The sequence below is a fragment of the Candidatus Chlamydia sanziniae genome (assembly GCF_001653975.1).
In the GTDB taxonomy this organism is placed as follows: domain Bacteria; phylum Chlamydiota; class Chlamydiia; order Chlamydiales; family Chlamydiaceae; genus Chlamydia; species Chlamydia sanziniae.
On record NZ_CP014639.1, the window covers coordinates 556,458 to 582,106 of the forward strand.

A 25,649-nucleotide genomic window follows, 5' to 3' on the forward strand; every position below is an offset into this window, starting at 1 on the left:
GACGTTTAAGAATATCTGTCTTCGGTGAAGTTATATTTGCATGGATCAAAAATTTACAGACCAAGTTGTTAAGAGCTATTGGTGGATGCCTTGGCATTGACAGGCGATGAAGGATGCGTTTACCTGCAGTAATCTTCGGTGAGCTGGTATAAAGCTATGACCCGGAGGTATCCGAATGGGGCAACCCGGTAGATTAATATTCTACCATTATATGCTGAATTCATAGGCATATAAGGCAATACCCGCTGAACTGAAACATCTTAGTAAGCGGAGGAAAAGAAATCAAAGAGATTCCCTATGTAGCGGCGAGCGAAAGGGGAAGAGCCTAAACCATATTTTTAATATGGGGTTGTAGGGTCGATAACACGAGATCACGAGTTTTAGTTGAATACTTCTGGAAAGTTGAACGATACAGGGTGATAGTCCCGTAAACGAAAAAACAAAAGACTCTAATCGATACCTGAGTAGGGCTAGACACGTGAAACCTAGTCTGAATCTGGGGAGACCACTCTCCAAGGCTAAATACTAGTCAATGACCTATAGTGAACCAGTACTGTGAAGGAAAGGTGAAAAGAACCCTCGTTAAGGGAGTGAAATAGAACCTGAAACCAGTAGCTTATAAGCGGTCGAAGACCTATAACTCTTCGGAGTAATGGTTGACGGCGTGCCTTTTGCATGATGAGCCAGGGAGTTAAGTTAAACGGCGAGATTAAGGGATTTACATTCCGGAGTCGAAGCGAAAGCGAGTTTTAAAAGAGCGTTTAGTCGTTTGATTTAGACACGAAACCAAGTGAGCTATTTATGACCAGGTTGAAGCATTGGTAAGACTTTGTGGAGGACCGAACCAGTACCTGTTGAAAAAGGTTTGGATGAGTTGTGAATAGGGGTGAAAGGCCAATCAAACTTGGAGATATCTTGTTCTCTCCGAAATAACTTTAGGGTTAGCCTCGGATATTAAGCTTTTGGGGGTAGAGCACTGAATTCTAGCGGGGGCCTACCGGCTTACCAAAGGAAATTAAACTCCGAATACCAAAAGTGAGTCCGGGAGATAGACAGCGGGGGCTAAGCTTCGTTGTCGAGAGGGGAACAGCCCAGACCGCCGATTAAGGTCCCTAATTTTATACTAAGTGAGTAAGGAAGTGACGATTCTAAGACAGTTGGAATGTTGGCTTAGAGGCAGCAATCATTTAAAGAGTGCGTAACAGCTCACCAATCGAGAATCATCGCGCCAATAATAAACGGGGCTCAAGTATAAAACCGACATCGCGGGTGTATATGTATAGTATACGCGGTAGGAGAGCGTAGTATTCAGCAGTAAAGGTATACCGAAAGGAGTACTGGAGCGGATACTAGTGAAGATCCATGGCATAAGTAACGATAAAGGAAGTGAAAATCTTCCTCGCCGTAAGCCCAAGGTTTCCAGGGTCAAGCTCGTCTTCCCTGGGTTAGTCGGCCCCTAAGTCGAGGCACAAATGCGTAGACGATGGAGCAACAGGTTAAATATTCCTGTACCACCTAAAACTTTAGCAATGGAATGACGGAGTACGTTAAGCACGCGGACGATTGGAAATGTCCGTATCATAATGAGACTGGTTAGTAGGCAAATCCGCTAACATAAGGTTGGGTTATGGTTAAGGGAAATCTTCGGAGGAACTGATAGTGTGGCGCAAGGCTTTCAAGAAATAATTTCTAGCTGTTGATGGTGACCGTACCAAAACCGACACAGGTGGGCGAGATGAGTATTCTAAGGCGCGCGAGATAACTTTCGTTAAGGAACTCGGCAAATTATCCCCGTAACTTCGGAATAAGGGGAGCCTTTTAAGGTGATTACCCTCGCGGTATGAGCTTCGAGAGGCCGCAGAGAAATGGCCCAGGCGACTGTTTAACAAAAACACAGCACTATGCAAACCTCTAAGGGGAAGTATATGGTGTGACGCCTGCCCAATGCCAAAAGGTTAAAGGAATATGTCAGCCGCAAGGCGAAGCATTGAACCCAAGCCCTGGTGAATGGCCGCCGTAACTATAACGGTGCTAAGGTAGCGAAATTCCTTGTCGGGTAAGTTCCGACCTGCACGAATGGTGTAACGATCTGGGCACTGTCTCAACGAAAGACTCGGTGAAATTGTAGTAGCAGTGAAGATGCTGTTTACCCGCAAAAGGACGAAAAGACCCCGTGAACCTTTACTGTACTTTGGTATTGATTTTTGATTTGTTATGTGTAGCATAGCCAGGAGACTATGAGTGCTCTTCGTTAGGAGAGTAGGAGTCGTCGTTGAAATACTGGTCTTAACAAGTTGGGAATCTAACACTACTCCATGAATCTGGAGAGTGGACATTGCCAGACGGGCAGTTTTACTGGGGCGGTATCCTCCTAAAAAGTAACGGAGGAGCCCAAAGCTTATTTCATCGTGGTTGGCAATCACGAGTAGAGCGTAAAGGTATAAAATAGGTTGACTGCAAGACCTACAAGTCGAGCAGAGACGAAAGTCGGGCTTAGTGATCCGGCGGTGGAAAGTGGAATCGCCGTCGCTTAACGGATAAAAGGTACTCCGGGGATAACAGGCTGATCGCCACCAAGAGTTCATATCGACGTGGCGGTTTGGCACCTCGATGTCGGCTCATCGCATCCTGGGGCTGGAGAAGGTCCCAAGGGTTTGGCTGTTCGCCAATTAAAGCGGTACGCGAGCTGGGTTCAAAACGTCGTGAGACAGTTTGGTCTCTATCCTTTGTGGGCGCAGGATACTTGAAAGGAGCTGTTCTTAGTACGAGAGGACCGGAATGGACGAACCAATGGTGTGTCGGTTGTTTTGCCAAAAGCATAGCCGAGTAGCTACGTTCGGAAAGGATAAGCATTGAAAGCATCTAAATGCCAAGCCCCCCTTAAGATAAAGTATCCCTATGAGACTCCATGTAGACTACGTGGTTGATAGGTTGGATGTGTAAGCATAGTAATATGTTTAGCTTACCAATACTAATAAGTCCATTGACTTGGTTTTTATCATATAAAAAGCTCAAAAAGCTTTTTTGTTGAATTAAGTCGATCTATGCAAGTATATTGAAGACCCATTCTTAAGCGTCTATTAGTATACGTGAAGATACGTTACCAGATCTAGCTTGGTGATAGTGGAAAAAGGGATACACCTGATCCCATTCCGAACTCAGAAGTTAAGCCTTTTATCGCTGATGGTACTATACACAAGAGTATGGGAGAGTAAGTCGTTGCCAAGCTTTTTTTTAAAAAATATTCCGAGTATTAAAAATATTCGTATTAAAGAGTCTTTAAGACTCTTTTTTTTGTCTATAGTTGCTTGTTCATTTAATAATGCAAGTATTATCGATACACACATAAATATAATATCCCCAGTAAAATAATTGCCCTAGAAAGCTGATAAAGTTAATTTTTTTGATTTGGATGATTTTTTATTATGTAATTCAAAGCATTTTGTCTTGTAGCAATAAGGCAAACTTATAAAAGATGTTTCGAATATGTCGACTCCTATTCAGAACTCTTCTTTATCTGACAAGTATTGTTCCAACCTCTCCCGCGAATATTCCATAGACGAATCACCAGAATCAAGGCAACAGACAAATGAAATACCCACGGAATTAAATCAATCCAATGATTTACTTTCACTAACTCGGATAGACACTACTAGAGCCTCTACTTCTGATTCTGAAGATACTATTTCGGTTTCTAGTCCCGTACCACAAGCACCTATTTTTCATGCTATTTATAATTCTAACGTATCTACACCTGTCTCAACTCCCTTGGTAGGTATTGGATATATTAATGGTAGTCAGTCAGGATATTTTGATACCCAAAATGAGGCATTGTACCTTAGCCAATTGTTGGGAGGAAGAGAGGTTATTGTTGTTCAAAATAGAGGAGGAGGAGTGGCGTGTCCCCTCTTTTGCCAGACTCAAATAGAAAATTCACCCATGTGTAGAGCCCTATTAGATATTTGGGAAGAGTTTTTTACCACCCATCCCGAAGGAAGCATTTTTATGCAATATTTCTTTGGTAACGGAGCAATTTACATTCGGGCATCTCTTTGTCAAACGCCTTATGTTAATAGTATTGTTTTAGTGGGCATCTGTCCTTCAGTATATCCAGAGCATCATCGTGCACTATATTATCGAGTTTTGGGTGATTTACCTTCTCGGATGGATTGTCAGGGATTCTTACGGTCCGGAGTAGTCACCTTACCATATTCTTCAGGGAGTTTTGGAATTTTTTGGATCTCTTTTAGAGATCCAGCTTTTAGCTTTGCTATTCTTAACGCATTTATGCAAACGGCAGGAGTGAGCGTAGTTTCCCAACGAATGGCTGGGAGTCCAGTATCGGAATCTATGGAAATGGTACCTTTGCGTACTTCTTTTCAGGAAATGCCTCAGGAAGAAGAATCCGTTGTTGGAATCGTTGGATATGAGATGGGAGGTGTTTCCTTAGTACGAACATCAAGCCCAAATATTTTTACTCGGATACACACCTGGTTACATACTGAAGTAACAGTTGCAGATCTTGAAGAGAATCCTTTGCCTCCCGACAATATCCTAGATCGTTTAACAGAATTGGCGGTGATTATCGTTCGCATTTCCGATGCAGTCTCAATCATTTGGTTTTTTTCTCTTGTTGATACTATATGGAATGCTTCCTCAATAGCTGTTTGCATGGTATTTTTCGGTTTTGATGGAGTGTGCAGTTGTTTTCTGATGTTGACAAATCCGCATTCTCGACGAGAAAGGTTTCGTAATTTACGAATAATCGCTTTGTTCTATCGATCTTTAGGAGCTGGTATGAATGCATTGGATCTGATAAATAACCTCCGTTTGGCTGCGCGTCCTACGGTTACACCATGTACAGCAGCTCTTTATGGTGTAACGTCCATTTTTGGATGGACATTGCTTGCGCAAGATATCCTGACATATGTTTTTCCTGGAATACGCGACGCGTTTTATAGGTGCTGTTTTCGTTGGAGGAGTTCTACATTCGAACAAGCAAGAGTGCAAAATATCAGGGAACGTGTGGTAGTCTTGCGGCAGAATCAAGAAGCTTTCTATGATGTTTCCAGCATTATAAATATAGTCATTTATGGCATTTTCTTCGCCTTGGTAGGGATAGCCACAACATTTGGTGGTTTGGAAATATCCCCGTCCTGTCGATTTGATTCAACAACGAATGAAACAGATAATATCTTTCTCGAATCGAATGTAACTTTTACTGAAGCATTGTTGAGTGGTCGTGTATACGCAGTTAGTCAAGTTACACATATGATATTTTGCTTTGTTTCTATGGTCTTTTATATAGGATCTTTGTTTCGAATTTTAAGATCTAATTATTAATCACTAATTTTGTTCATTTTGAAATATCTCTGGACTTTAACTTAGTTCAATTCTATTTTTAAAATAGTAGGTGCGATAAAAAATTAAACAACGCACCCATGATTAGTTGCCAAAATTATCTAAAACTATAGAGGTACGCTCGACACCATAGTTATCAAGCAATGTAAGCACGCTGCTATTGTGTAAGGGCGGACCACAAACATAATAAAGATAATCTTCAGGATTATCTAATTTATTAAGTTGCCCTAGTTCAAAAGCACGAAATAAAAAGTTCGTCTTTACAGGATCATGTTTATCCCATCCTTTAGCAATATCTTCAGGAAGAGGGTCTGAAAGCACTAAATGGTAATGAAAATTCGGATGGGTTTTTTCTAAATTTTCATATTCATATTGATAAATATTTTCTTTTAAAGAACGGGCTCCATACCATAAAGTGAGATCTCTTTTTGTATGTTTATTTAAAAGTAAATCAAGAATGTGACTTCTACTAAAAGAAGACCCTGCCCCCCCAATTAAAAAAATCACAGGACGATTGTCTTCTTTCATGAAAGACTCTCCGTAAGGACCGGAAACAGTAATTTTGTCCCCAGGTTTTAAAGAGAAAATATAAGAAGAACATACCCCCCAAGGAATATTGGGATTAGGTTTGTTTTGAATAAGCGGAGGAGTAGCAATGCGAACGTTGAATTTTATTGTAGGAGACTCTGGAGGATAGGAAGCTAATGAATAGGCTTTGTTTGCAGAATCTGGGACAAGTTGACTATTGTCGATGATCTGGTCAAACAAATGAAAATGCTCCCAGTCGCTATAATATTCTTGAGCCATAGAGTGTTTCCAGTCTGAAGAATTAGTTTTGTAAGGAGGTACTGTAATCTGTAAGTAACCTCCAGGCTTATAGGGGATCGGTTTGTTTGGATCTATGGTGATTACAAGTTCTTTGATAAAAGTAGCCACATTCTCATTAGAAAGTACACTGCCTTCCCAAGAAGAAGCGTTTAGGTACCGCTCTTCTATTTCTAAACTCATGTCATGCTGAACTTTATTCTGACAAGCAAGTCGCCAACCTTGTGCTAATTGCTGTTTGGAAAAAGTTGAACGGTCAGTTTCTAGAGGTTCTTCGGCATTTTCCACAATACGAACCTTACATTGTTTACAAGTTGCCTTACCTCCACAAGGAGAGGGAATAGGAATATTGGAACTTAACAAGGAGACAAGTAAAGTCTGACCACTTTCAACGATTTTCGTAAGCTCATCATTATCGTTAATCCTGAGTTTGCAAGGATGAACTTTAACCAAAAGCTTGCGAGACAAGAGAATAATAACAGAAAGAATTAAATCTATAGCACAAAAGACTAGGCAGGCAATGCTAATGAAATAAAAGCCTGAAAGCCAAGTCATAGTGATATAGGCCCTAAACTTTGTGAAGAACTCATACTCTCAAATTATAACTTGGCTTATAAAAAATCAATACAGATTTCTTTGTAACTTAACGAGTAAGACCTAAGCTTTACTTCCATCAGGCTTAAGGATTTCAGAAATAGCAGCTTTTAAAACTTCTACTTTCCCAGAAGCAATGTTTAACACTACAGTATGTTCTCGGATATCATCGACGACACCAATAATGCCCATAGCAGTCACTTTATCACCTTTAGTAATTTCATTCTTACGTTTTTCCATGGCTTTTCTACGCTTTTGTTCAGGACGCCATAAAATGAAATAAAAGAAAAGAATAGCGATGGCTAGCATGATAGCGGGCTGTACAAAGGTATTCTTCGATTGGGGAGCTTCTTCTTCAGCCCAAAGTAAGGAAGAACTCAATAAAAACGAAAAACACATAAACATACGAAAAAGCATGAAATCACCTTTAATTGGATTAATGAGAAAAAGATTAACATAATAGGAAACGAGCATTCAATGCTTTTCCTAGAGACATTTCTTTCTTTCTAATAAAACAATATTTTCTAAATGAACGGAATGGGGAAATTGGTCTACGGGTTGCATTTTTTTTATTTCATATCCGTTATCTACTAGCTTACAACATTCCTCAAACTGTGTTTTGGGGTTACAAGAGATATAAATAAGTTTTGGAGCCCCTATACGTAAAATATATTTTAAAATTTTATTTTGTACACCACAACGAGGAGGATCCATAATGATTATGTCAGGAGGTACACTCTGCTCGCACTTTTTACAAAAAGTTTTTACATCTTCTAAATAGACCTCCACACAACCATTTTTTTGATTGATTAAGATGTTCTTTCTTGCTGATTCTACTGCGTCAGGAATAATTTCTACACCGATGACTTTTTTTACATAGCGAGCAAGCATGATTCCTATAGTTGCAACCCCACAATACAAATCTAAAAGGATTTCTGAACCTTGTGCATCTATAAAATTTTTGACTACTTCTATAATTTGTACAGCTTGTAGGTATTGAGGTTGAAAAAAACTCTTCGGACCAATATGAAAAGTTCCAGAGTTTGCATCAGAGGTTAACGATAATCTCTGTTCAATAAAACGTTGCCCATGGAGTAAGGTTTCCTGATAGTATGTGGGAACTCGCGGCGCAGACTGTTTTTCCTCCCAGAAAATCGAAGTAATATTCAAAGGTGCCTGTAATAAGATCTCTTTCCATTCCTGAATAATTTTTGGTTCAACGGCATATTCTTGTCTTCCGGAAGTTCTTAAAATTACCATAAGCTCATGGTTTGCATTGCCAATACGTACGGTGAGTGTGCATAGAGAACCTGTATTTTTTGGCGGGAAGTACGCCATAAGTTGAGGATAATTCCTCCACCATTGTCGTGTGAGCTTGACGATTTCTATAGCATCTTCATGTATGAGTAGACACTCCTTAATAGAAACGCCTTGCCTTGGCTTTGTAGGGCTTATAAAGCCAAGACTTTTTTTGTTATCTTGTGTTTGAAAAAAGGAAAACTCCATTTTATTTCTTCCCCGTAAAGGGGGGTTACAAGGAATTACAGGAAGAATAGAATGAGGGGGAATTAAGAAAGCAAATAGTTTGTGGAGTAGGAGTTCTTTGGCTTTTAAGGAGTCTGCATAGGCAGACTGCAGAGAGGAACATCCCCCACATAAATCGAAGTGGATACAATTTTTTGTTGCAACCATGATATTTCTAGGCAATACGTATAGCTTATTTAAGAAATTTTTTGTTTGGAATGTTTGAGTATAACAAGACTTTCGTTACTGAATTTGCCAGCATTCGTGATGTTCCATTACTATCAATGAAACTGTAGCATAAGCTAAATTTGTAGATCCACGGCTTTTCAGGGATAGAAAAAAATAAATGACATTGTAAAACTCAGAAAAAGAAAAGAGGATAATTTACAAGTGTAATTATCCTCTAAATCATCAAAGTTGAGAAAAATTATTTTCTTAAAGAACGACCTTTATGATTTCTTTTTACTTTTTTTGCTGCAGTTTTTTTGGGCGCTGCCTTTTTTACTACAGCCCTCTTTGCTATAACTTTTTTTACTGGATTTTTTTTTGGCGCAGCTTTTTTTATTACACTTTTTTTTGTTTTTGCCGCAGGTTTCCGTTTCATTAATCCAGCCTTTTCAGCTTTTATGGATTCTTTCCTATAAAGCTTAGCCATCTTTTCTAGTTTTATGGATTCTGTACGCACTCTTTGAGCTGCAGCCTTGTTGCCTTTTTCAGCCTTAGCTAAATTGTTTTGAATGCTATCCAACAAATCTTTCAATTTTTTCGCCGTATCTTTTAGCGCCATGAAAAGCGTCCTCTAGTTGCTGTTTTAAACTATTTTTACTTGTTTTAATTTTTAATTAGTTTTTTTGTTCAAATTCATGCAACCATTTTTTTAGAATAAATTAAGAGAATGGGACTTTTTTTTCTTTTGTTATAACAACCCACTTCTTTGTTTATCAACATGTTAATTTGTATGAAAACGAAGAAAACAAAAAAAAAGAAAATAACTTTCTTTATTTCCCTAGTGCTTTTTTCTTCACCATTTTTCATGTAAAATTTCCGTAACGTGTTGACGTGATTTACTAATTTATAAGAAACAAGAACAGGGGCCCAGCCTATGGGCGATGCCCCATAAGCCTGTGAGTTTGTTCCTACAAGCTAGAGAAATGCAACTAGAAAAAACTACACATCCCTATCAGGCAATTGCTACTCTATAACTCAGAGTGGAGGATCTACATGAAGGAAATATATAAACAAAAGATTCGATTTCTTATCCCATTATGTATCGCAATTGGTTTAGGTTGCACGCTGGTTTCAACAACAATGCCTCAACGACAGTCTCTAAGTCATGATTGTGCGAATGCTCACGCTGCACTGGTTTCAGGAGAAAATTGTGATCAGCTTTTTGCCGAGTTAATGAATCGTGTGCTTTCTGATCAATCAGCAGTGACAGCGTATGATTGGGAAACAGTGAGCTCTCTAGTACGTCAGTACTTGCAGACATGCATTCGACAAGGAAATCACGAAAAAGGAATACATCTTCTTAATCAATTATTGCCTTTACCTTTGCCTTCTATAATTAAGAATGAATTGCGAGTTTTCTGGTACAGATTCAATCCTAATAAGGCACCTCTTCGAAAGATTGTAGAACACCTCCATTGTCTGGGTTGTAACGAATCTTTGCATGATCAGCTGCTTTTTGAACTTTACAAAATGACATTATATAGTAGTTACGAAGAGCGTAAACAAGAGATCTTATTAGCGAAGGAACGTGGGCATTATGTCGAAGCCTTGAACTGCGCTAGCCAACTTTTGCAAGCTCTAGATGAGGGAATGTGTAGCCCTCACACAGATGTAGTAAATATAGAACAGTGCTTTTTAAAGAAAACAATTTGTGCTTTGCAAATTGCTAAGGCTCGAGATCTTTCTCAACCTTATGAGTCTTTGTTGGTGCCCTATTGCCTTGCAGAAGCTGCTTACGCCGAAGCTATTGAAACCTTAGTAAAGAAGATTGCCATAGGACAAGTTTCCCGAGCGCAAGAAGTCGATGCTGTATTGTTGGAGCACGCTTTGCACAAACTATCCTCTGCGCGACACGAGGCGATTCAAGAACTGGAAGTCCTTATCGATTATGGTGAGTATGTACAATCCCCACTTCTATACTACGGATATTTTTCTTTATTAGAGCTTTATCATCAGGATAAACATTTCCCTGCTACGGCACGCCTGTTAGCAAAAGGAGAACAAATTTTTACCTCACAACATCTTTATTTTCCGGAGTACGGGTTTTTTCTAGGTGCCTACTATTATGCTCAAGGGGAGTATGTAAGGGCAAAGGAAATTTTTCTAGGAATTTTAGAGCCAGCAACACGGCTAGGTAAAACCTTTGCCAAGATTTACGAATATTTAGGATGTATTGCTTGTTTAGAAGAAAATTATCATGAAGCTGAAAATTTTTTCTTACGCGCGTATAAAAGTTGGGGGCGTGAAGAAGCCAATATGGGTCTTTTCTTAGCTTATACTGTTCAAAAGAAACAAGCGTCCTGCGAAGCAATGTTATATCAAATGCATTTTTCTTTTAAAAATCGTCAGCTTTTAAACACTCTTTATTTGTTGTCTTTTCATATTGAAGAAAGGGCAGGAACCTATGCTGTTGGCTTAGGGAATGTTTTAAAAAAACACTCCCCACCCTTGGTCTCTGAACTGTACAGCTACTGCATTTATGACATGATAAAAGATAGAAAAATCATGTACAGTAATATGATCACAGAACTCATTTATAGTCACATTCACAAGTTAGAAGAAAACGCTTTGATAAAAGCTAAAGAAGAAATTCAAGATCCTAAATATCAACAGGTATTGGCATTTTGGAAAGCTTGCAAGGGGGATCTTCCTCCTATACATGGATCTTATGAATATGATGAAGAGAAGATGGCCACATGTTGTTATGAAGCTTTGTATGCTAAAAAAGCAGAAGCTATCTCCGCTCTCCCTCTAGCATTTTCTGAAGAGTGTTCATCTTTGCAATCTGCATTACGGCTTGTTTGGGCTTTGACAAGACCTAAAAATCCTAGGGTGCACAATTTTTTGTATTGTGATCGTCTTCCCTTACGCCCTTGCGGAGACCGGTTGTATTTATTAACTTATGATCTCGAAGATTACCTAGAGGGAAATGAAGATGCTTTGATGTATCTTTCTGTATTCCCAGATCTCTTTCCCCAATCCTCGCTGTTATCTTTGGTATATTATTTACAAGGATACAGTGAATTCTCACCTTTAAGAAAAGCAGGTTGGTTTATCAAAGCTTTGGCAGAATTTTCTGATATTTCTATGGTAGGGGAGAATGCGAAAGCATGGGCGTATATCTATTATACATTGAAATTAGATCTTGCAGACACATATTTTATCTTAGGAAATATCTCTCGAGCTGTGGAAATTCTCGAAGAAGTTAAAGAAGATTGGTATGTTGATAACCACCCCTACGTGTTGTTGCTCAAAGATGAACCTTGCTATCTTACAATGGAGCTCCGATGGGTAGAAGGCTTAGCCCAAGGGTATACATTGTTGAACGAAACTGATTACCTGATCCAACATCTTCTTGAACATGTAGAAAAAAATTTGTTATACGCTCGTTCGCGTAGGGAGTATTATGGAAGAGGGTTAGCAGCGACAGTAGCTTTGTGTCAGCGTTTTCTTCCAAATTAAAGGACAGCAACAGTATGGTAGGCAGAGGCTATACATCGATTGATACCTGGACCTACGATGTTCTGGCCTACAAGTTTTATATTTTTTGGTACGCGTGGAAGTACCTGGGTTTTGGCTGCTATAAAACCTACGTTATGCTGTGGCATGCCTTCTTGTGGAGAAAATAAAGAAAAAGCATCCGGCTTTTGAGTAATGTTTAGATATTTTGCTATAACTGCTATAGCTAAGGCATGAGCTTCTGCAGTATGCCATCGTCCTTCGATAAGTAGGGAAAGAGAAGCTTTTCCTTTGGTAGTCTGTGGAAAAATTTGAGAATTCCAAACGATACCTAAAAGTGGAGGTTCATCAGTGAATAATACTCCATAGCCATGAGGAAGAGAGAATTTTGGAAATCGCCATCCTAAGCTTATGCTAGACAAATTCCAAGGCAGGGTCTTTTCTCCTAATATTTCTATCCCTGGGATGTTTATTAAATTGGGCAACTGATGAGTCGATCCTGTATAAATAACTAAGTCTGCAGAAAATTGTCCTTCGGAAGAACTTACAGAAGCTCCTATTGAGGAGGAGGAGATGCGCGTGACTGAACTGGAAAACTTCCATACGGCAGGAATTTTCTTTGTAAGAACATCAACTAAAAGACCCAAAGAAGGTTGCAAGGAAGCCAAGTATCCCGGGGATTTAGTTTTTTTTACGCAAGAGAAATTTTTAATATAGCTGCGCAATAGTGAACCTGTTTCAGCTTCATATTGAGCAAGAGAGGGGAATGCCATATGAGTAGATAGTGCGTGGCTGTGGCCCGCACGTATCGCAGTAACCATAGGATTCAAGATACAGTTTGTAAAACTTGGAGAGGCATGACGCTTAAGAAAAGCTTCTACAGAACTATCTTCGCTATAACGAGAAGCACAAAGGTCTTTAACCAGAGTAGAAAGCAAGCCTTCCCGGAGTAATGTCCATAGAGATACTCTACGTGTTTTCCCCCGATAATGGATGAAGCGTTTTTTTGCTGCGCTATTACTGAAGATTAACGCATCGTTAAGATCTAGTTCTTGAATCAATTTTAATGTATATTCTCCTTCTCCTCGGGTTAGAAAACCTTTAGGCCCTAGATCGAAGAAAAACCCTTCATTATATTCTGTATAAATAGAACCACCTGGAGAGTGTCTTTTGTCAAAAATGAGAATCTCTGACTGTGGAAATTTTTTATGTAACCACCAAGCTGTGGCAAGACCAGAAATCCCTGCACCTATAATGATAACTCTATTCATATTGAAGCGGAGAAATGGGGTTTTTCAGATGCTTTCTTGAGAAAATAGTCGTCAAAGGCTGTAGCAATGACTCTGACAAATAGTTCTCCAAGAGGTGTAATGATTAAAGAGGAAGAACTGTTATGGATTAATCCTGTACTTTCCATACTGCGAAGTCGCTCATCACTTTCTGCAAAGTAAGTATCAAAATTATAACCAAACAGTAGGGAAAACTCTTCTTTAATTATTGTAAAGGTACACATCAATTTATGAATAACCCATTTCCGTGCTCGGTCATCTTCAGAAAGAATTTTACTTTTTACTGTTGCTGGCAGTCCCGCTCGTACGAGATTGTAATACTCTTCAAGAGTCTTGGCATTTTGTAAATAAATACCACGGATGAAACTCGTGGATGTCATTCCAAACCCTATGAGGTCTTCTTCAGGAGGAAGGGAATATCCTTGAAAATTTCGAATAAGATTTTTGTTTTTAAAAGCTAGAGTTAAAGGATCATCAGGAAGAGAAAAGTGATCTATACCAATAGCCTGGTACCCAGCTTTCATCAACATCTGGCGTGCTTGCGAATAAATGGAAAATTTCTCTTCCATTGAAGGCATGTCTGTAGCTTTCATTGCTTTCTGATGCGGTTTGATCCAGGGTACCGAAGCAAAAGAAAATAATGCAAGACGATCTGGTCGCATGACTAGGATATCTTTAATAGTTTGAACAAAGCTGAGAGATGTTTGTCTAGGAAGACCATAAATTAAATCTATATTGATGCTTTGGAAACCCAGTGCTTTAAATTTTTCATAAGTTTTCTTAGATTCCTCATGAGTTTGACGGCGCTTTATAGCTTCTTGAACGTTGTCTTGTGTGTCTTGAATTCCTAAGCTTACTCTGTTAAATCCCAAATTCTGGAAGAATTTAGCCTTATCATCATCATTCCTCAGAGATCTAGGATCAACTTCAATAGCAATTTCCTCAGAGTGGGTGAGATCAAAGAAATCGTGTATTTTGTAAAAAAGTTTTTCAAAAAGAAAACGGGAAAGACGGCTGGGAGTCCCCCCTCCAAAGTGAATACGTGAAATCTGTACTTTTCTTCCTAACTTTTGAACAACGAATTCCATCTCTTGAATTAACATATCGATGTAGGTTTCTACAATATCTTCCCGGCGGTTCAAAACCACAGAACACGCGCAATAAAGACACATAGATTGGCAAAAGGGAATATGAAAATATAAAGATAGGGGACGAGGAGCTCGCTGAAGTCGATCCAAAGCAAGTAAAGCTGGAGCTTCAGTAGAAGATTCCCATTCTAAAATTGTAGGATAGCTAGTATACCGTGGTGCTGGTTGATGAAGACCTTCAAGGAATTTAAAGTCGATATTGAACATAAGCAACCGCGGCTTGTACATTTTCTAAAGGAGTTTGAGGAAGAATTCCATGTCCGGAGTTAAAAATAAACTTGGGAATTTTTTGTAAAGGAGCCAAAAACTGTTTTACATAATCTAGCATCTTCTCTTGAGGTAAAAGGAAGATGGCAGGGTCTAAGTTCCCTTGTAGAGAAGGAAGTTTAGATTGTGTTTTCCATAAATGAGCAAGATTTACATGGTAATCAGGATGAAGAGTATCTGCCTGAGTAGCATAAAGATCCATAAAATTTGCTTCACAACATCGGCAAAATAAACTCACCGGAATTTGAGAGTTTTTAAGTTTGGTAATGAGCTGTTTATTCGGATTCGTAATATAGCGCGAAAATAATGAAGATGGAAGACGGAAACTCGAAGAATCGAACAATTGTACTGCAGAAGCTCCTGCTTGAATTTGCGCTTTGAGGTAGATTGCAGTACCTTCAATAATTTGATTCAGAAGAATTTGAAATTGTTCCGGATAGTGATAAAGAAAAGCCATCGTATTCGTAAAATCTTTAGAAGCACCACCATCGAATAGGTAACTTGCAAGAGTGAAAGGAGAAGCTGCAAAGACAATCAGAGGAATAGTAAGTTGAAGTGCGATTTTACCAATAGCTTCTAAGAGATAGCGGAAAGTTTCCTGAGGATCTGGTGTGAAGTTTAAAGATTGTCCGTAAACAAAGTGTACTTGTGGACCTGGAGCGAAGTCGTAATTTATACTAAACCCATCCAGAATCGATAAGATGTCTGCAAAAAGGATAGCAGCATCTACATGCAATAAAGAAGGACCTAAAAGAGTTGCTTCTATGATAGCTTCAGTATTATGAAAAAAGGCCTTCAAAGATTGAGAACCTTTGAGTTCTTGATATTGTGGCATATACCTACCCACTTGGCGTAAAAACCATACTGGAGGACGAGAAAGCGTAGGACGTAAAGTATTGAAAAAGGCAGACATAGACTTCCTTACTTAGAGGATTTTAATGGGAAGGCTTTCTGTATACATGCTAAAACTTCAACTACCAAAAGTTCGGGTGTAGGTGATAGAGCATATGGCACGGTTTTCTTGATCTGTTCGATTTTGCTATGGTATTGTTGGAGATACAACGCATTTGCCGTCCCCTTGATACTACAGATATTATGTTGTAGTGCGAATAATCGGATTTGAGCTAGTGCGAGAAGCCAAGAAACTGCTTGTGGTAAGGATCCAAAACGATCTTGCATTTCTTCTTGTATTGCTTCGAGTTCTTCTTTGCTCTTTGCATTGCCAATTTTCTGATAAAATTCGATACGCATAAATGCTGTGTCTATATAAGTGTCAGGAATTCGTGAATTGTAGGGGAACTCTATCTTCAGATCATCGTTCAGAAGTAAAGGTTTCGAGTGGTTTTTTAATGTCGCAACAGCTTTTTTCAAAAGCTTGCAATAAAGATTAAAACCAACAGTGCCTATGTGCCCCGATTGATCTGTTCCTAAAATGTTGCCAGCACCTCGAATTTCTAAATCATGTAGGGCGATTTTCATCCCCCCACCATACTCCTGTTTATTTAATGCTGCCAAACGCTTTGCAGCAGGTCCTGATAACCTATTTAGATCAGTAACAAGAAAGTAACAGTAGGCTTTTCTATTCCATCTTCCGACCCTTCCTTTCATTTGATAGAGATCCGCCATACCGAATTTATCAGCATGGTCTATTAAAATGGTATTAGCATTGGGAATATCAATACCATTTTCTATCAATGCTGTGGCGACAAGAATATTAGTTTGATGGTCTTTAAATTTTTTGAAAATCCTACTTAAATCTTCTGATAACATCTGTCCATGAGCAACGCCAATATGAGCTTCAGGAAGAAGATTTCGAATAGTTTCCGCAAGACCATAAAGGGTTTCAATGCGATTATGAATAACATACGCTTGTCCTCCTCGAAGCAACTCATGACGCAAGGCTGCGCACAGTGTTTCATGGTTGTTTTCTACAATAAAGGAGCTCACAGGAAGCCTGTCTAACGGAGGCATAGTAATCACAGAAAGGTCTCTAGCTCCTGCTAGAGACATATACAATGTTCTGGGAATGGGAGTTGCAGACACTGTAAGGCAGTCAATATTAGGGTAGCGCTCTTTTAGGTAATCTTTTATTTTTACTCCAAAGCGCTGCTCTTCATCGATAATTAATAAGCCCGGATTATGAAATTTTAGATTTTTATTGATAAGCTTATGCGTCCCTATCAAAATATCAATTTCCCCCTTAGCAACGCGTTCAAAAATTTCTCTTTGAACTTTAGCTTGAGAAAATCGCGAGAGGACAGCAATTTGTATAGGCAAACCTGCCATTCTTTGCTTGAAAGTCTCATAATGCTGGTTGGCTAAAATGGTCGTAGGCACCATAACAATAACCTGACGATGTCCATCGCAGACAGCCTTGACAGCTGCCCGCATAATGATTTCCGTTTTCCCAAATCCTGCATCCCCACAGATTAATCTGTCCATGAGCTTCGTAGACATCATATCCGCATAAATTTGATCAATAGCTTTTAATTGATCTGGGGTCTCTTCATATGGAAAACTTTCATCGAACTTAAAAATTGCTTCCCCGTGAGGGGGGTATACAAAGGCTTGAATTGTAGAACGCTGCGCTTCTAGTTGGAGTAGCTTCTCAGCATAAATAATTAAAGATTTTTCTGTAAGCTCTCGAGAGCGTCTCCACTTTGAACTGTTAAGATTATGGAGAGTAGTTGTTTTGTCCGTAGGCCCAATGTAACGAGAAATCAGATGTGCCTGGTCCGAAGGAACATAGAGCTTAGCTTTATCCGCATATTCTATAACCAAGTAATCCGTTTCGATATTAAGATGATTAGGTTTTTTTTCTATCCCTAAAAATTTGCCAATCCCATTATGAAGGTGGACAATCGTCTCTCCAGGAACAGGAACAAACACTTCTTCTGTATCTACGCTAAAATACGTCCGTTGTTTCTGTCGGCGTAGTATTTTTGTTGAAGCGAATTCTGATAGTGAGATAGCAGCAAATCCTGTATCAGCTAAGGCAAAACTAGAGGAAAGATTGCCGGTTTTCTCATAAATACAGGTGCGATTATTGGCAAATGTCTCTGCCAAAGCTCGAGCTTCTTTCAGGGATTTAGTTTTTGTACTATAGATGGCTAGTTTTAACACTGCCTCTTCTTGTTGAGGTAGGTATTCTTGGAGATAGTTAAGGAAAGTCAACAGAGGATTACTTTCATTTTCAATAATAGGGGTAGGGTAAATGAAGGGAATGAAAAATCGTCGTGCTTCTATAGAACGGTTAAAAATTTCAATGGTAATGTGTTCGTTACTCAGAGCTTGAATATTAGGAAATTTTTTTTCAACACAGTAAATTTGTTTAGATGACATAGCCCGCTCATAAAGATAACTGATAGGGAAGAATCTTTTGGGAAGAGAAGCAAGTGTTCCTGAAATTGCTGCAAAATCATCTTCTAAAATTTCTAAGTCATCAAAAAGGTATAGCGGAGGTTCGCAAAAATAATCTAAAAGAGTGTGAGAGAGTTCTTCTGTAAAGCGTTCTTTGTTTGCTGGTGAAATGGAAATTTCCAATACTTTCCCAGTGGATAATTGATTCGAGGGGTTATAAGAACGCAAAGAAATGATTTTCTCTCCCCAAAATTCTATGCGAAAAGGTTCAGGAGAAGATAGAGGGAAAATATCCACAATACCCCCTCGATAGGCAAACTCTCCTTTTTCACTTGCTAAAGTGACATGCACATACCCTAAATTTTTACATAACTCTATTACTGTTTCTGGATCTAAAATATCCCCCACATGAAGTTCAAGGTGTTGTTGCACTGTACTCTTGGGAGAAGAAGTTTTCTCCAAAAGTGCTTTTAATGTGGTGATATAGAATAGCGGTGCCTTCCCTTGACTGAGATCATAAAGAATTTGGTCGCGCTTCCCAACAGCATCAATATTCACTAACTCGGGTGACAAATCAATTTCTGAAGAAGGAAATTCTATCGGGGGTTGATGCAAAAATGTTGTAAGATTTTCAAAAAGATTGTCAAGACGTATAGGTGTTGTAATCATGACCATAGGCCGAGAATGGTCGTGGAAAAGTTTTGCTGCAAGAAAAGCTAAAGCTCCCGAATGTACATTTTCAATGAGAACAGGAAGAGTCTCTTGAGATAATTCATGAGACCAGGGGTAGATTACATTAATTGGGTCGAAATCCATTGCCATACAGTGTGATTTAATGCTTCTATTTTTGGAAGAGTAGGAGCGCTTCCTTGGGCAGATTGATTTTTACCTCCCCAGCGACCTCCACAAGAGGAAAGAACTATTTTCAATAGCTCCTGAGCATGTAGACCCTGAGAAACAAGGTCATCAGAAATTCTTGATAAAACAATACATTTGCCGTTCTTCTGTGTTATCCATAGAGAAACGCATTTTTCAGGAATTCTTTGATGTAAACATTGAGCGTACTGCTGTAAACGCTGATTTTCACTTTCCGGTAACGAGCAAACTATATAACGAATATCTTCTACCTGGTGACAATCTTTGATAACCTTATCCAGGTGGGTATGAATCAATTTATTTTCTAATTCATGCAATAGCTTGGCTTGCTCCTTCCGCTCCTGTAACGTAATATTTAGTTTCACTGTAATCTGATCTTTGGGTACTTGTAAAAGTACAGCGATCTCATCTAAAGTCTGTTTATCTTGATGGACTGTTTTCTCAGCTTCTTCTCCTGTAGTGGCCTCAATACGACGTATACCCGCAGCTATCGCATGCTCTTTAACAATGCAAAAGTATCCTAAATCTCCTGTAGCTTCAGCATGAATTCCACCACAAAGTTCATGCGAATGACCCATAGAAACAACGCGCACAGTATCACTGTATTTGTCTTCAAAAAATTGTTTGATCTCTGAGGAATCCTTCACATCAGAATATAAGGCTTCACGAATGTTTACAGGAGAATTTTCTCTAATGTTTTTATTCACAAGAGCTTCAATAAAATAAAGATCTTCTTTGGAAAGCGCTTGGGGATAGGTAAAGTCTAAACGAATTTTAATATCATCCACATAGGAACCTGCCTGACGAGTATGATCTCCAAGTGTTATCCCTAAAGCATGGTGGAGTAAATGGCACCCCGTATGGTTATTGGCAATTTTTTTTCTACGAGAGCAGTTTACTTGAGCAGTGACTGTAGATCCCTTACTTAAGGTTCCTTGGGATACTTTCCCATGATGAACTATCAAGTCTGCTCTTGGCATTGTCGTATGAGTAACAATAAAAGTTCCTTCACTAGAAAAAATTTCTCCTGAGTCTCCTATCTGACCTCCTTTTTCCGCGTAGAAAGGTGTAACCTTAAGAATTAAAGCTCCGGCTTCTTTTTCTTTAAGAGAAGAGACCTGTTTACCTTCAGAAATAACAACTTCAACAAAAGTGTCACAAGAAAGATCATTATACCCTATAAATTCTGAGAACACTTTTACCGGCAATTCGTTGTAAACTAATTCTAAAGCATCTTGAGATTTCATAGCATTTTTCTTGGAAAGTTGTTTTGCTTGCTCTTCAAGTTGGTGAAAAGTATCCAGGTCTACATGATAATCATAGTCTTTAGCTAACAAAATAATTTCATCTATCGGCAGACCATAGGTATCTTTAAGTTTAAAAGCATTCTCTCCAGAAATGCATCCCGAAGTAAGAGAACTTTTTAGCACTTGTTGCAGAAGGTTGTTCCCACGACATAGAGTTTTAAAGAAATTCTCCTCTTCAACAGTGATCACTTCTTGAATTTGGGATAAAGAATTATATAGTTCTGGATAAGCTTCCCCCATGGCATCTGCTAAAGAAGGGACGATTTCTGCTAAGAAAGGTGTATAGAACCCTAAGCGGCGGCCGTAATTTACAGATCGTCTTAAAATTTTTCTTAATACATAGCCACGTTCTGTATTTCCCGGGATTACACCATCAGCAATGGCAAAAGATAAAGAACGAATATGATCAGCAATAACTCGGAATGGAGCTCCTGTAGAGTCATTAGGAAAATAAGCTTTTTTAGAAAGTTTTTCGATACGTGCAATAAGTGCACGTAAGACATCTGCTTCAAAGACAGTATTTACTCCGGTAATCAGAGATACCAGGCGCTCTAAACCTGCTCCTGTATCCACATGTTTATTCGGAAGAGCGAGAAGCGATCCTTCTGCTGTGCGATTAAACTCCATGAAAACTAAATTCCAATATTCTAAAAAGCGCTCACCCGTAATATCTTCAAGGGGAGAAGTTGCCATACCAAAAGCAGGACCCCGATCAAAAAGTAACTCAGAACAGTAGCCGCAAGGGCCTATTTCTGCCATACTCCAAAAGTTATCCTCGCTTGTTAAACGAAAAATACGATCAGAAGGTAGATATCTCTCCCAAAGCGCAAAAGCTTCGTCATCTTTTTCATGTACAGTTGCGTAAATAAATTCAGGATCAAAGTTAAAAACTGACAGAGAAGCTTCCCATGCAAAAGCTATAGCTTCACTTTTAAAATAGTCTCCAAAAGAAAAGTTTCCTAACATTTCAAAGAAAGTTAGATGACGAGAAGTATGGCCAACATTTTCTAAATCATTGTGTTTGCCCCCAGCGCGAATACATTTTTGTGATGTCGTAGCTCGAGAGTGGCGAATCGGTTCTTTATTAAGAAAAATATTTTTGAACTGATTCATACCCGCATTAGTAAAAAGAATCGAAGGGTCATTGCGAGGAAATACCGGAGAAGAAGAGACAATAGTGTGATGCCGGTTAGCATAAAAATTTAAAAAATTTGAGCGAATAATATTGCTTAGCATGAACTGAGACTCTCAATAACAATAATTGTGGATGATAAATCACACACATTATAGGGGAGTTCATTATTTTAGTCTCTATTCCTTAGCTCTACGCGTATTATGAAACTGAAATGTTAGAGTACAATGGATTCAGAAAACAGAGGAGGAAATCTTAAGAATCATAAGATTGTTGATCTCATCGTGCTTCAAGTAGCTAAGATAAGAGTTACTTGCTTTTTGGCTAGGGATACCCTATAGTCAGCATTTCTGTACTCGGGATTTTTAAGGCCAAAACATGATCAGTAAAGAGTTAGATATTGGTATTTTAAAGAAAATAGCCGGAGCAATTAAACAACTTAGCATTGAATCAATACAAAAAGCTGGCTCAGGCCATCCGGGTCTTCCTTTGGGATGTGCTGAATTAGCAGCTTATTTGTATGGCTTAGTTCTTAGACACAATCCAAAAGATCCTTTATGGATCAATAGAGACCGCTTTGTTCTTTCCGCAGGACATGGCTCTGCTATGTTATATTCTTGTTTGCACCTTGCAGGCTTTGATGTTTCTTTAGAAGACCTTCAGCAGTTCCGTCAGCGTAATTCTCGAACCCCAGGTCACCCAGAATATCATGAAACTGTAGGTGTTGAAGCGACCACAGGCCCTTTAGGGCAAGGGCTTGGCAATGCCGTAGGCATAGCATTGTCAATGAAAATGCTGGAAGCAAGATTTAATCGACCTGAACATGAAATTTTTAATGGTAAAGTCTATTGCCTAGCAGGCGATGGCTGCATGATGGAAGGAGTTAGCCATGAAGCTTGCAGTTTCGCAGGTTCCTTAGGATTGGATAATCTTATAGTCATTTACGATTATAACAATGTACTGTTAGACGGATATCTAAGTGAAACTAGTGTTGACGATGTTAAAAAACGATTTGAAGCCTACGGTTGGGATGTCTATTCAATCGATGGATACGACTTTATCCAAATACATGAAACCTTTTCAAAAATAAAACATTCTCAGAAACGCCCTGGATTGATTATTGCTCATACTATAATTGGTCACGGCTCTCCAAGGGAAGGTACTAACAAAGCTCATGGATCTCCTTTAGGAGTCGAAGGAGTAGAACAAACAAAACAATACTGGCACCTATCCGAAGAGAAGTTTTTTGTCCCTCCTGCAGTGAAAGCTTTTTTTGCTCATAAGATACAAGAAGATCGTAAAGCACAAGAAGAATGGCAAGATAATGTACGTGTCTGGTCTAAACAGTTTCCTGAACTCCATGAAGCTTTACTTGCTTTAACCACTCATCAACTTCCTAGTAACCTTGAAACACTTTTACAAAACATCCCCATGCCAGAGTCCATCTCTGGGCGCGCCGCCTCACACAAGGTGATTCAAGTTTTGACCAAACATTTACCCTATTTAATTGGGGGATCTGCCGATCTTGCTAGCTCTGATTGTACATGGATAGAAAACGAACAAGTAATTCATAGGCACGATTTTTCTGGAAGAAATATCAAATATGGTGTTCGTGAATTTGGCATGGCTACAGTCATGAATGGATTCGCTTATAGCCAAATGTTTCAACCTTTCGGAGGAACTTTCTTCGTATTTTCTGATTACATGCGTAATGCCATTCGTATAGCTGCTCTTTCTAAGTTGCCAGTAATTTATCATTTCACTCACGATTCAATATTCGTTGGAGAAGATGGGCCTACACACCAACCTGTTGAACAGCTCATGTCTTTACGTGCCATTCCTGGACTTCATGTCATCCGCCCTGCAGATGCCCACGAAGTGAAAGGAGCATGGCAAGCCGCCTTAACATATTCAGGTCCTACAGCCCTCGTTTTCTCACGTCAAACTTTACCGACTCTTTTACATACAGATAAACCTTTTAAAGAGGGAGTAGGACGGGGAGCCTATACGATTTTAAAAGAATCAGGAACTCAACCGGATTATACTCTTTTCGCCACAGGTTCTGAAGTTTCTTTAGCACTTGCTGTAGCAAAAGAATTAGAACACCTAGATAAACATATCCGCGTCATTTCTTGTCCCTGTTGGGAACTTTTTGATATACAAGATGTAGATTATAAACAGAGTGTGATCGGTGGCAATCTAGGAATTCGTGTATCGATAGAAGCAGGATCTGCTTTGGGATGGTATAAATACATTGGATCTCAAGGCTTAGCTATTGCTATGGATAGATTTGGTTATTCCGCTGCTGCTGAAGATGTCGCTGAAGAATGTGGATTTACTGTTGAACAAATAGTACAACGTATCCTTTCTCAGTAGTCCTTATCAGATGCTCCGGAATCTTGGGCTATGGTATCGTCAGTTTCTCCAAGTTCCATATGAGGCATGCCTTTTTTATTCGAAGTAGGTTGATGGTCAATGACTTCTTGTAGTTTTGCTGTTACTTGAAGACCTGTTAAAATGTGATCTGTAGTATAAGTAGAAAAGATTAGATCACCACTTGTTTTTGTTTTGATGCCCTCCTTTCTTAGAGGAAGATCAGAAATCAAAAGCAGAGCACCGATGGGAAGATTTCTTCGGTATCCTGCAGCGAATAGTGTAGCACATTCCATTTCTGCAGATTGTGCTTTAGTTTCATAAAGTTTTTTTCTAAATTCCTTGTTAAACTCCCAAAAACGGATATTTGTTGTATGGGTAATGCCAATATGGTAAGTGACCTTTTTTTGCTCTAAGACTTCTGTTATAGTTTTCTGTACAATGAAATTCGCCAATGCGGGAACCTCAGGAGAAAAATATGCATCCGAAGTTCCATCCCCACGTATGCTAGCTATAGGAACAAAATAATCCCCCACTTGATAATGAGAACGCAATCCTCCACACATGCCTAACATTAAAGTAGCTTTCACATTGGGTAGAAAGGAACATAAATCAATTGTTAATGCTGCTCCCGGAGAACCGAGTTTGAAATCTAGAATAGACGTGTTTATTTGCGGTGCATGAGCTGCTGTAAACATCGAACCTTGAAAAATAGGCACTTGGTATATTTCAGCAAAAGTATGTATGTAATAAGAAAAATTGGTTAGCAGAAGATAAGGACAAAATTGGTGCACTTCTGAGCCAGAATAACGCTCAAGCATATCTTGAGCAATTTTCGATTCACTAATAGTATTAGTATCTGGCACAACATTTCCCTTGGTATTATTTCTTATGATATTCCTAACATTTTATGAATTTTAATTTACTATTTTTCATACTACATAAAAACATGGAAAAACAAAATTACCTTTTATCTAGAGATATTCTACTGGACAAAGAGGGAGCAACCTCGATAACATAAGTGAAAGCATTTTAAGGAATAAGTCTTTTCATGGTCCGCATAAATACTAGTGAATTCCGAGTAGGATTAAAGATAGAAATCGATAATCAGCCCTACATTATTTTGCAAAATGATTTTGTGAAACCGGGCAAAGGTCAAGCTTTTAATAGAATTAAAATAAAAAATTTCTTCACAGGAAGAGTTATCGAGAAGACTTTCAAATCTGGGGAATCTGTACAAAGTGCCGACATTCAAGAACGTAATCTACGCCTCCTTTATTCTGATCAAGAGAGCGCTACCTTCATGGATGATGAAACTTTTGAACAGGAGATCGTTTTCTGGCAAAAATTAGAAAATATAAAAAATTGGTTGTTAGAAGATACAATTTATACTTTAATTTTATATAATAATGAAGTAGTCGCTGTAGAACCCCCAATTTTTATAGAGTTGATTATAACTGAAACGTCACCAGGAGTCCGTGGAGATACAGCGTCGGGACGTGTATTGAAGCCTGCAGTCACTAATACTGGAGCAAAAATCATGGTTCCTATCTTTATTCATGAGGGAGAAGTTGTAAAAGTAGACACGCGAACAGGAAGTTACGAATCCCGAGTTTCGAAATAAACATAACTCTGCGTAAAGTTTTATTGTAGAAAAAAGTCTTTCTTTCTAAAGTCCACAATATGAAAGCAAAGAAAATAAAAGAACAGTCTGCTGAAGTCGCTTTACTTAAAAAACTACGTGATAAAGCTTTAGTAGTTGAGGAGCGAAAAAAACGTCAAACTTGGGTTGAAAAGCTTGTAGCTATGTCTGAACCTATTCGGGATGTCCATCCACAAGAGTTGCCCGAGACTCCCTACCTATTTCAAGCAATAGCAGAAAAAATTGTAGAAGAGGGTGTATAAT

At 38.9% G+C, this 25,649-nt stretch carries 15 protein-coding genes and 2 rRNA genes; 7 read left to right on the forward strand and 10 right to left on the reverse strand.

All coding sequences use genetic code 11. The annotated features are described in order from the left end of the window. The first annotated feature begins 58 nt into the window (after positions 1-58). From Cs308_RS02440 to Cs308_RS02450, 3 genes are all read left to right on the forward strand, one after another. Positions 59-2,996: ribosomal RNA gene (locus Cs308_RS02440) — 23S ribosomal RNA — on the forward strand. Between the two features lie 117 nt (positions 2,997-3,113). After that, positions 3,114-3,228: ribosomal RNA gene (rrf, locus tag Cs308_RS02445) — 5S ribosomal RNA — on the forward strand. Between the two features lie 258 nt (positions 3,229-3,486). Beyond that, a complete protein-coding gene (locus Cs308_RS02450) occupies positions 3,487-5,343 on the forward strand; it encodes a DUF687 family protein (protein WP_082905003.1) in 1,857 nt (618 codons plus the stop codon). Between the two features lie 102 nt (positions 5,344-5,445). Here the strand turns inward: Cs308_RS02450 and nqrF are convergent, their stop codons facing one another. The 4 genes from nqrF to hctA form a co-directional block, all read right to left on the reverse strand. Further along, positions 5,446-6,741 carry an NADH:ubiquinone reductase (Na(+)-transporting) subunit F gene (gene nqrF / locus Cs308_RS02455; protein ID WP_066482187.1) on the reverse strand — a complete coding sequence of 432 codons (1,296 nt, stop codon included), beginning with the start codon at positions 6,739-6,741 and terminating at the stop codon, positions 5,446-5,448. Between the two features lie 102 nt (positions 6,742-6,843). Next, the gene (yajC, locus tag Cs308_RS02460) at positions 6,844-7,197 is read right to left on the reverse strand and encodes a preprotein translocase subunit YajC (protein WP_066483375.1); all 354 of its coding nucleotides are present in this window, start codon (positions 7,195-7,197) and stop codon (positions 6,844-6,846) included. A gap of 69 nt (positions 7,198-7,266) precedes the next feature. Beyond that, positions 7,267-8,472: a 23S rRNA (uracil(1939)-C(5))-methyltransferase RlmD gene (gene rlmD / locus Cs308_RS02465; protein WP_066482189.1), complete on the reverse strand. Its 1,206-nt coding sequence runs from the start codon at positions 8,470-8,472 to the stop codon at positions 7,267-7,269. 259 nt (positions 8,473-8,731) lie between these two features. Next, positions 8,732-9,091, reverse strand: coding sequence for a histone H1-like protein HctA (gene hctA / locus Cs308_RS02470; RefSeq protein WP_066482191.1), 360 nt, complete (start codon positions 9,089-9,091; stop codon positions 8,732-8,734). A gap of 434 nt (positions 9,092-9,525) precedes the next feature. Between hctA and Cs308_RS02475 the strand changes: the two genes are divergently transcribed. Next, on the forward strand, positions 9,526-11,994 hold the full coding sequence (locus Cs308_RS02475; protein WP_066482192.1) for a hypothetical protein: 2,469 nt from the start codon (positions 9,526-9,528) through the stop codon (positions 11,992-11,994). On the opposite strand, the gene Cs308_RS02480 is transcribed toward Cs308_RS02475, so the two are convergent. Genes Cs308_RS02480 through alaS form a run of 5 tightly spaced genes read right to left on the reverse strand, consistent with a single transcriptional unit; the run spans position 11,991 to position 21,474 of the window. After that, on the reverse strand, positions 11,991-13,262 hold the full coding sequence (locus Cs308_RS02480; RefSeq protein ID WP_066482194.1) for a protoporphyrinogen oxidase: 1,272 nt from the start codon (positions 13,260-13,262) through the stop codon (positions 11,991-11,993). The two genes, Cs308_RS02475 and Cs308_RS02480, sit on opposite strands and share 4 nt — an antisense overlap. Further along, positions 13,259-14,635 (reverse strand): oxygen-independent coproporphyrinogen III oxidase, encoded by a 1,377-nt coding sequence (gene hemN, locus Cs308_RS02485; protein ID WP_066482196.1) that lies wholly within the window; start codon positions 14,633-14,635, stop codon positions 13,259-13,261. Before hemN ends, Cs308_RS02480 begins: the two co-directional genes overlap by 4 nt. Beyond that, complete coding sequence (gene hemE / locus Cs308_RS02490) at positions 14,616-15,608, reverse strand: uroporphyrinogen decarboxylase (protein WP_066482199.1); 993 nt, start codon at positions 15,606-15,608, stop codon at positions 14,616-14,618. Before hemE ends, hemN begins: the two co-directional genes overlap by 20 nt. Positions 15,609-15,616: 8 nt before the next feature. After that, entirely contained in the window at positions 15,617-18,871 is a 3,255-nt protein-coding gene (gene mfd / locus Cs308_RS02495) for a transcription-repair coupling factor (RefSeq protein ID WP_197481306.1), read from the reverse strand. Continuing rightward, positions 18,847-21,474, reverse strand: coding sequence for an alanine--tRNA ligase (alaS, locus tag Cs308_RS02500; protein ID WP_066482203.1), 2,628 nt, complete (start codon positions 21,472-21,474; stop codon positions 18,847-18,849). Before alaS ends, mfd begins: the two co-directional genes overlap by 25 nt. A gap of 274 nt (positions 21,475-21,748) precedes the next feature. On the opposite strand from alaS, the gene tkt reads away from it, so the two are divergent. Continuing rightward, positions 21,749-23,746 (forward strand): transketolase, encoded by a 1,998-nt coding sequence (gene tkt, locus Cs308_RS02505; RefSeq protein ID WP_066482204.1) that lies wholly within the window; start codon positions 21,749-21,751, stop codon positions 23,744-23,746. On the opposite strand, the gene Cs308_RS02510 is transcribed toward tkt, so the two are convergent. Beyond that, positions 23,740-24,564, reverse strand: coding sequence for an AMP nucleosidase (locus Cs308_RS02510; protein WP_066483377.1), 825 nt, complete (start codon positions 24,562-24,564; stop codon positions 23,740-23,742). The two genes, tkt and Cs308_RS02510, sit on opposite strands and share 7 nt — an antisense overlap. Before the next feature lie 230 nt (positions 24,565-24,794). Between Cs308_RS02510 and efp the strand changes: the two genes are divergently transcribed. Together efp and Cs308_RS02520 are read left to right on the forward strand one after the other, a co-directional pair. Continuing rightward, positions 24,795-25,367, forward strand: coding sequence for an elongation factor P (gene efp, locus Cs308_RS02515; protein ID WP_066482205.1), 573 nt, complete (start codon positions 24,795-24,797; stop codon positions 25,365-25,367). A 59-nt stretch (positions 25,368-25,426) separates the two neighbouring features. Next, on the forward strand, positions 25,427-25,648 hold the full coding sequence (locus tag Cs308_RS02520; protein WP_066482212.1) for a hypothetical protein: 222 nt from the start codon (positions 25,427-25,429) through the stop codon (positions 25,646-25,648). Position 25,649: the final 1 nt, after the last annotated feature.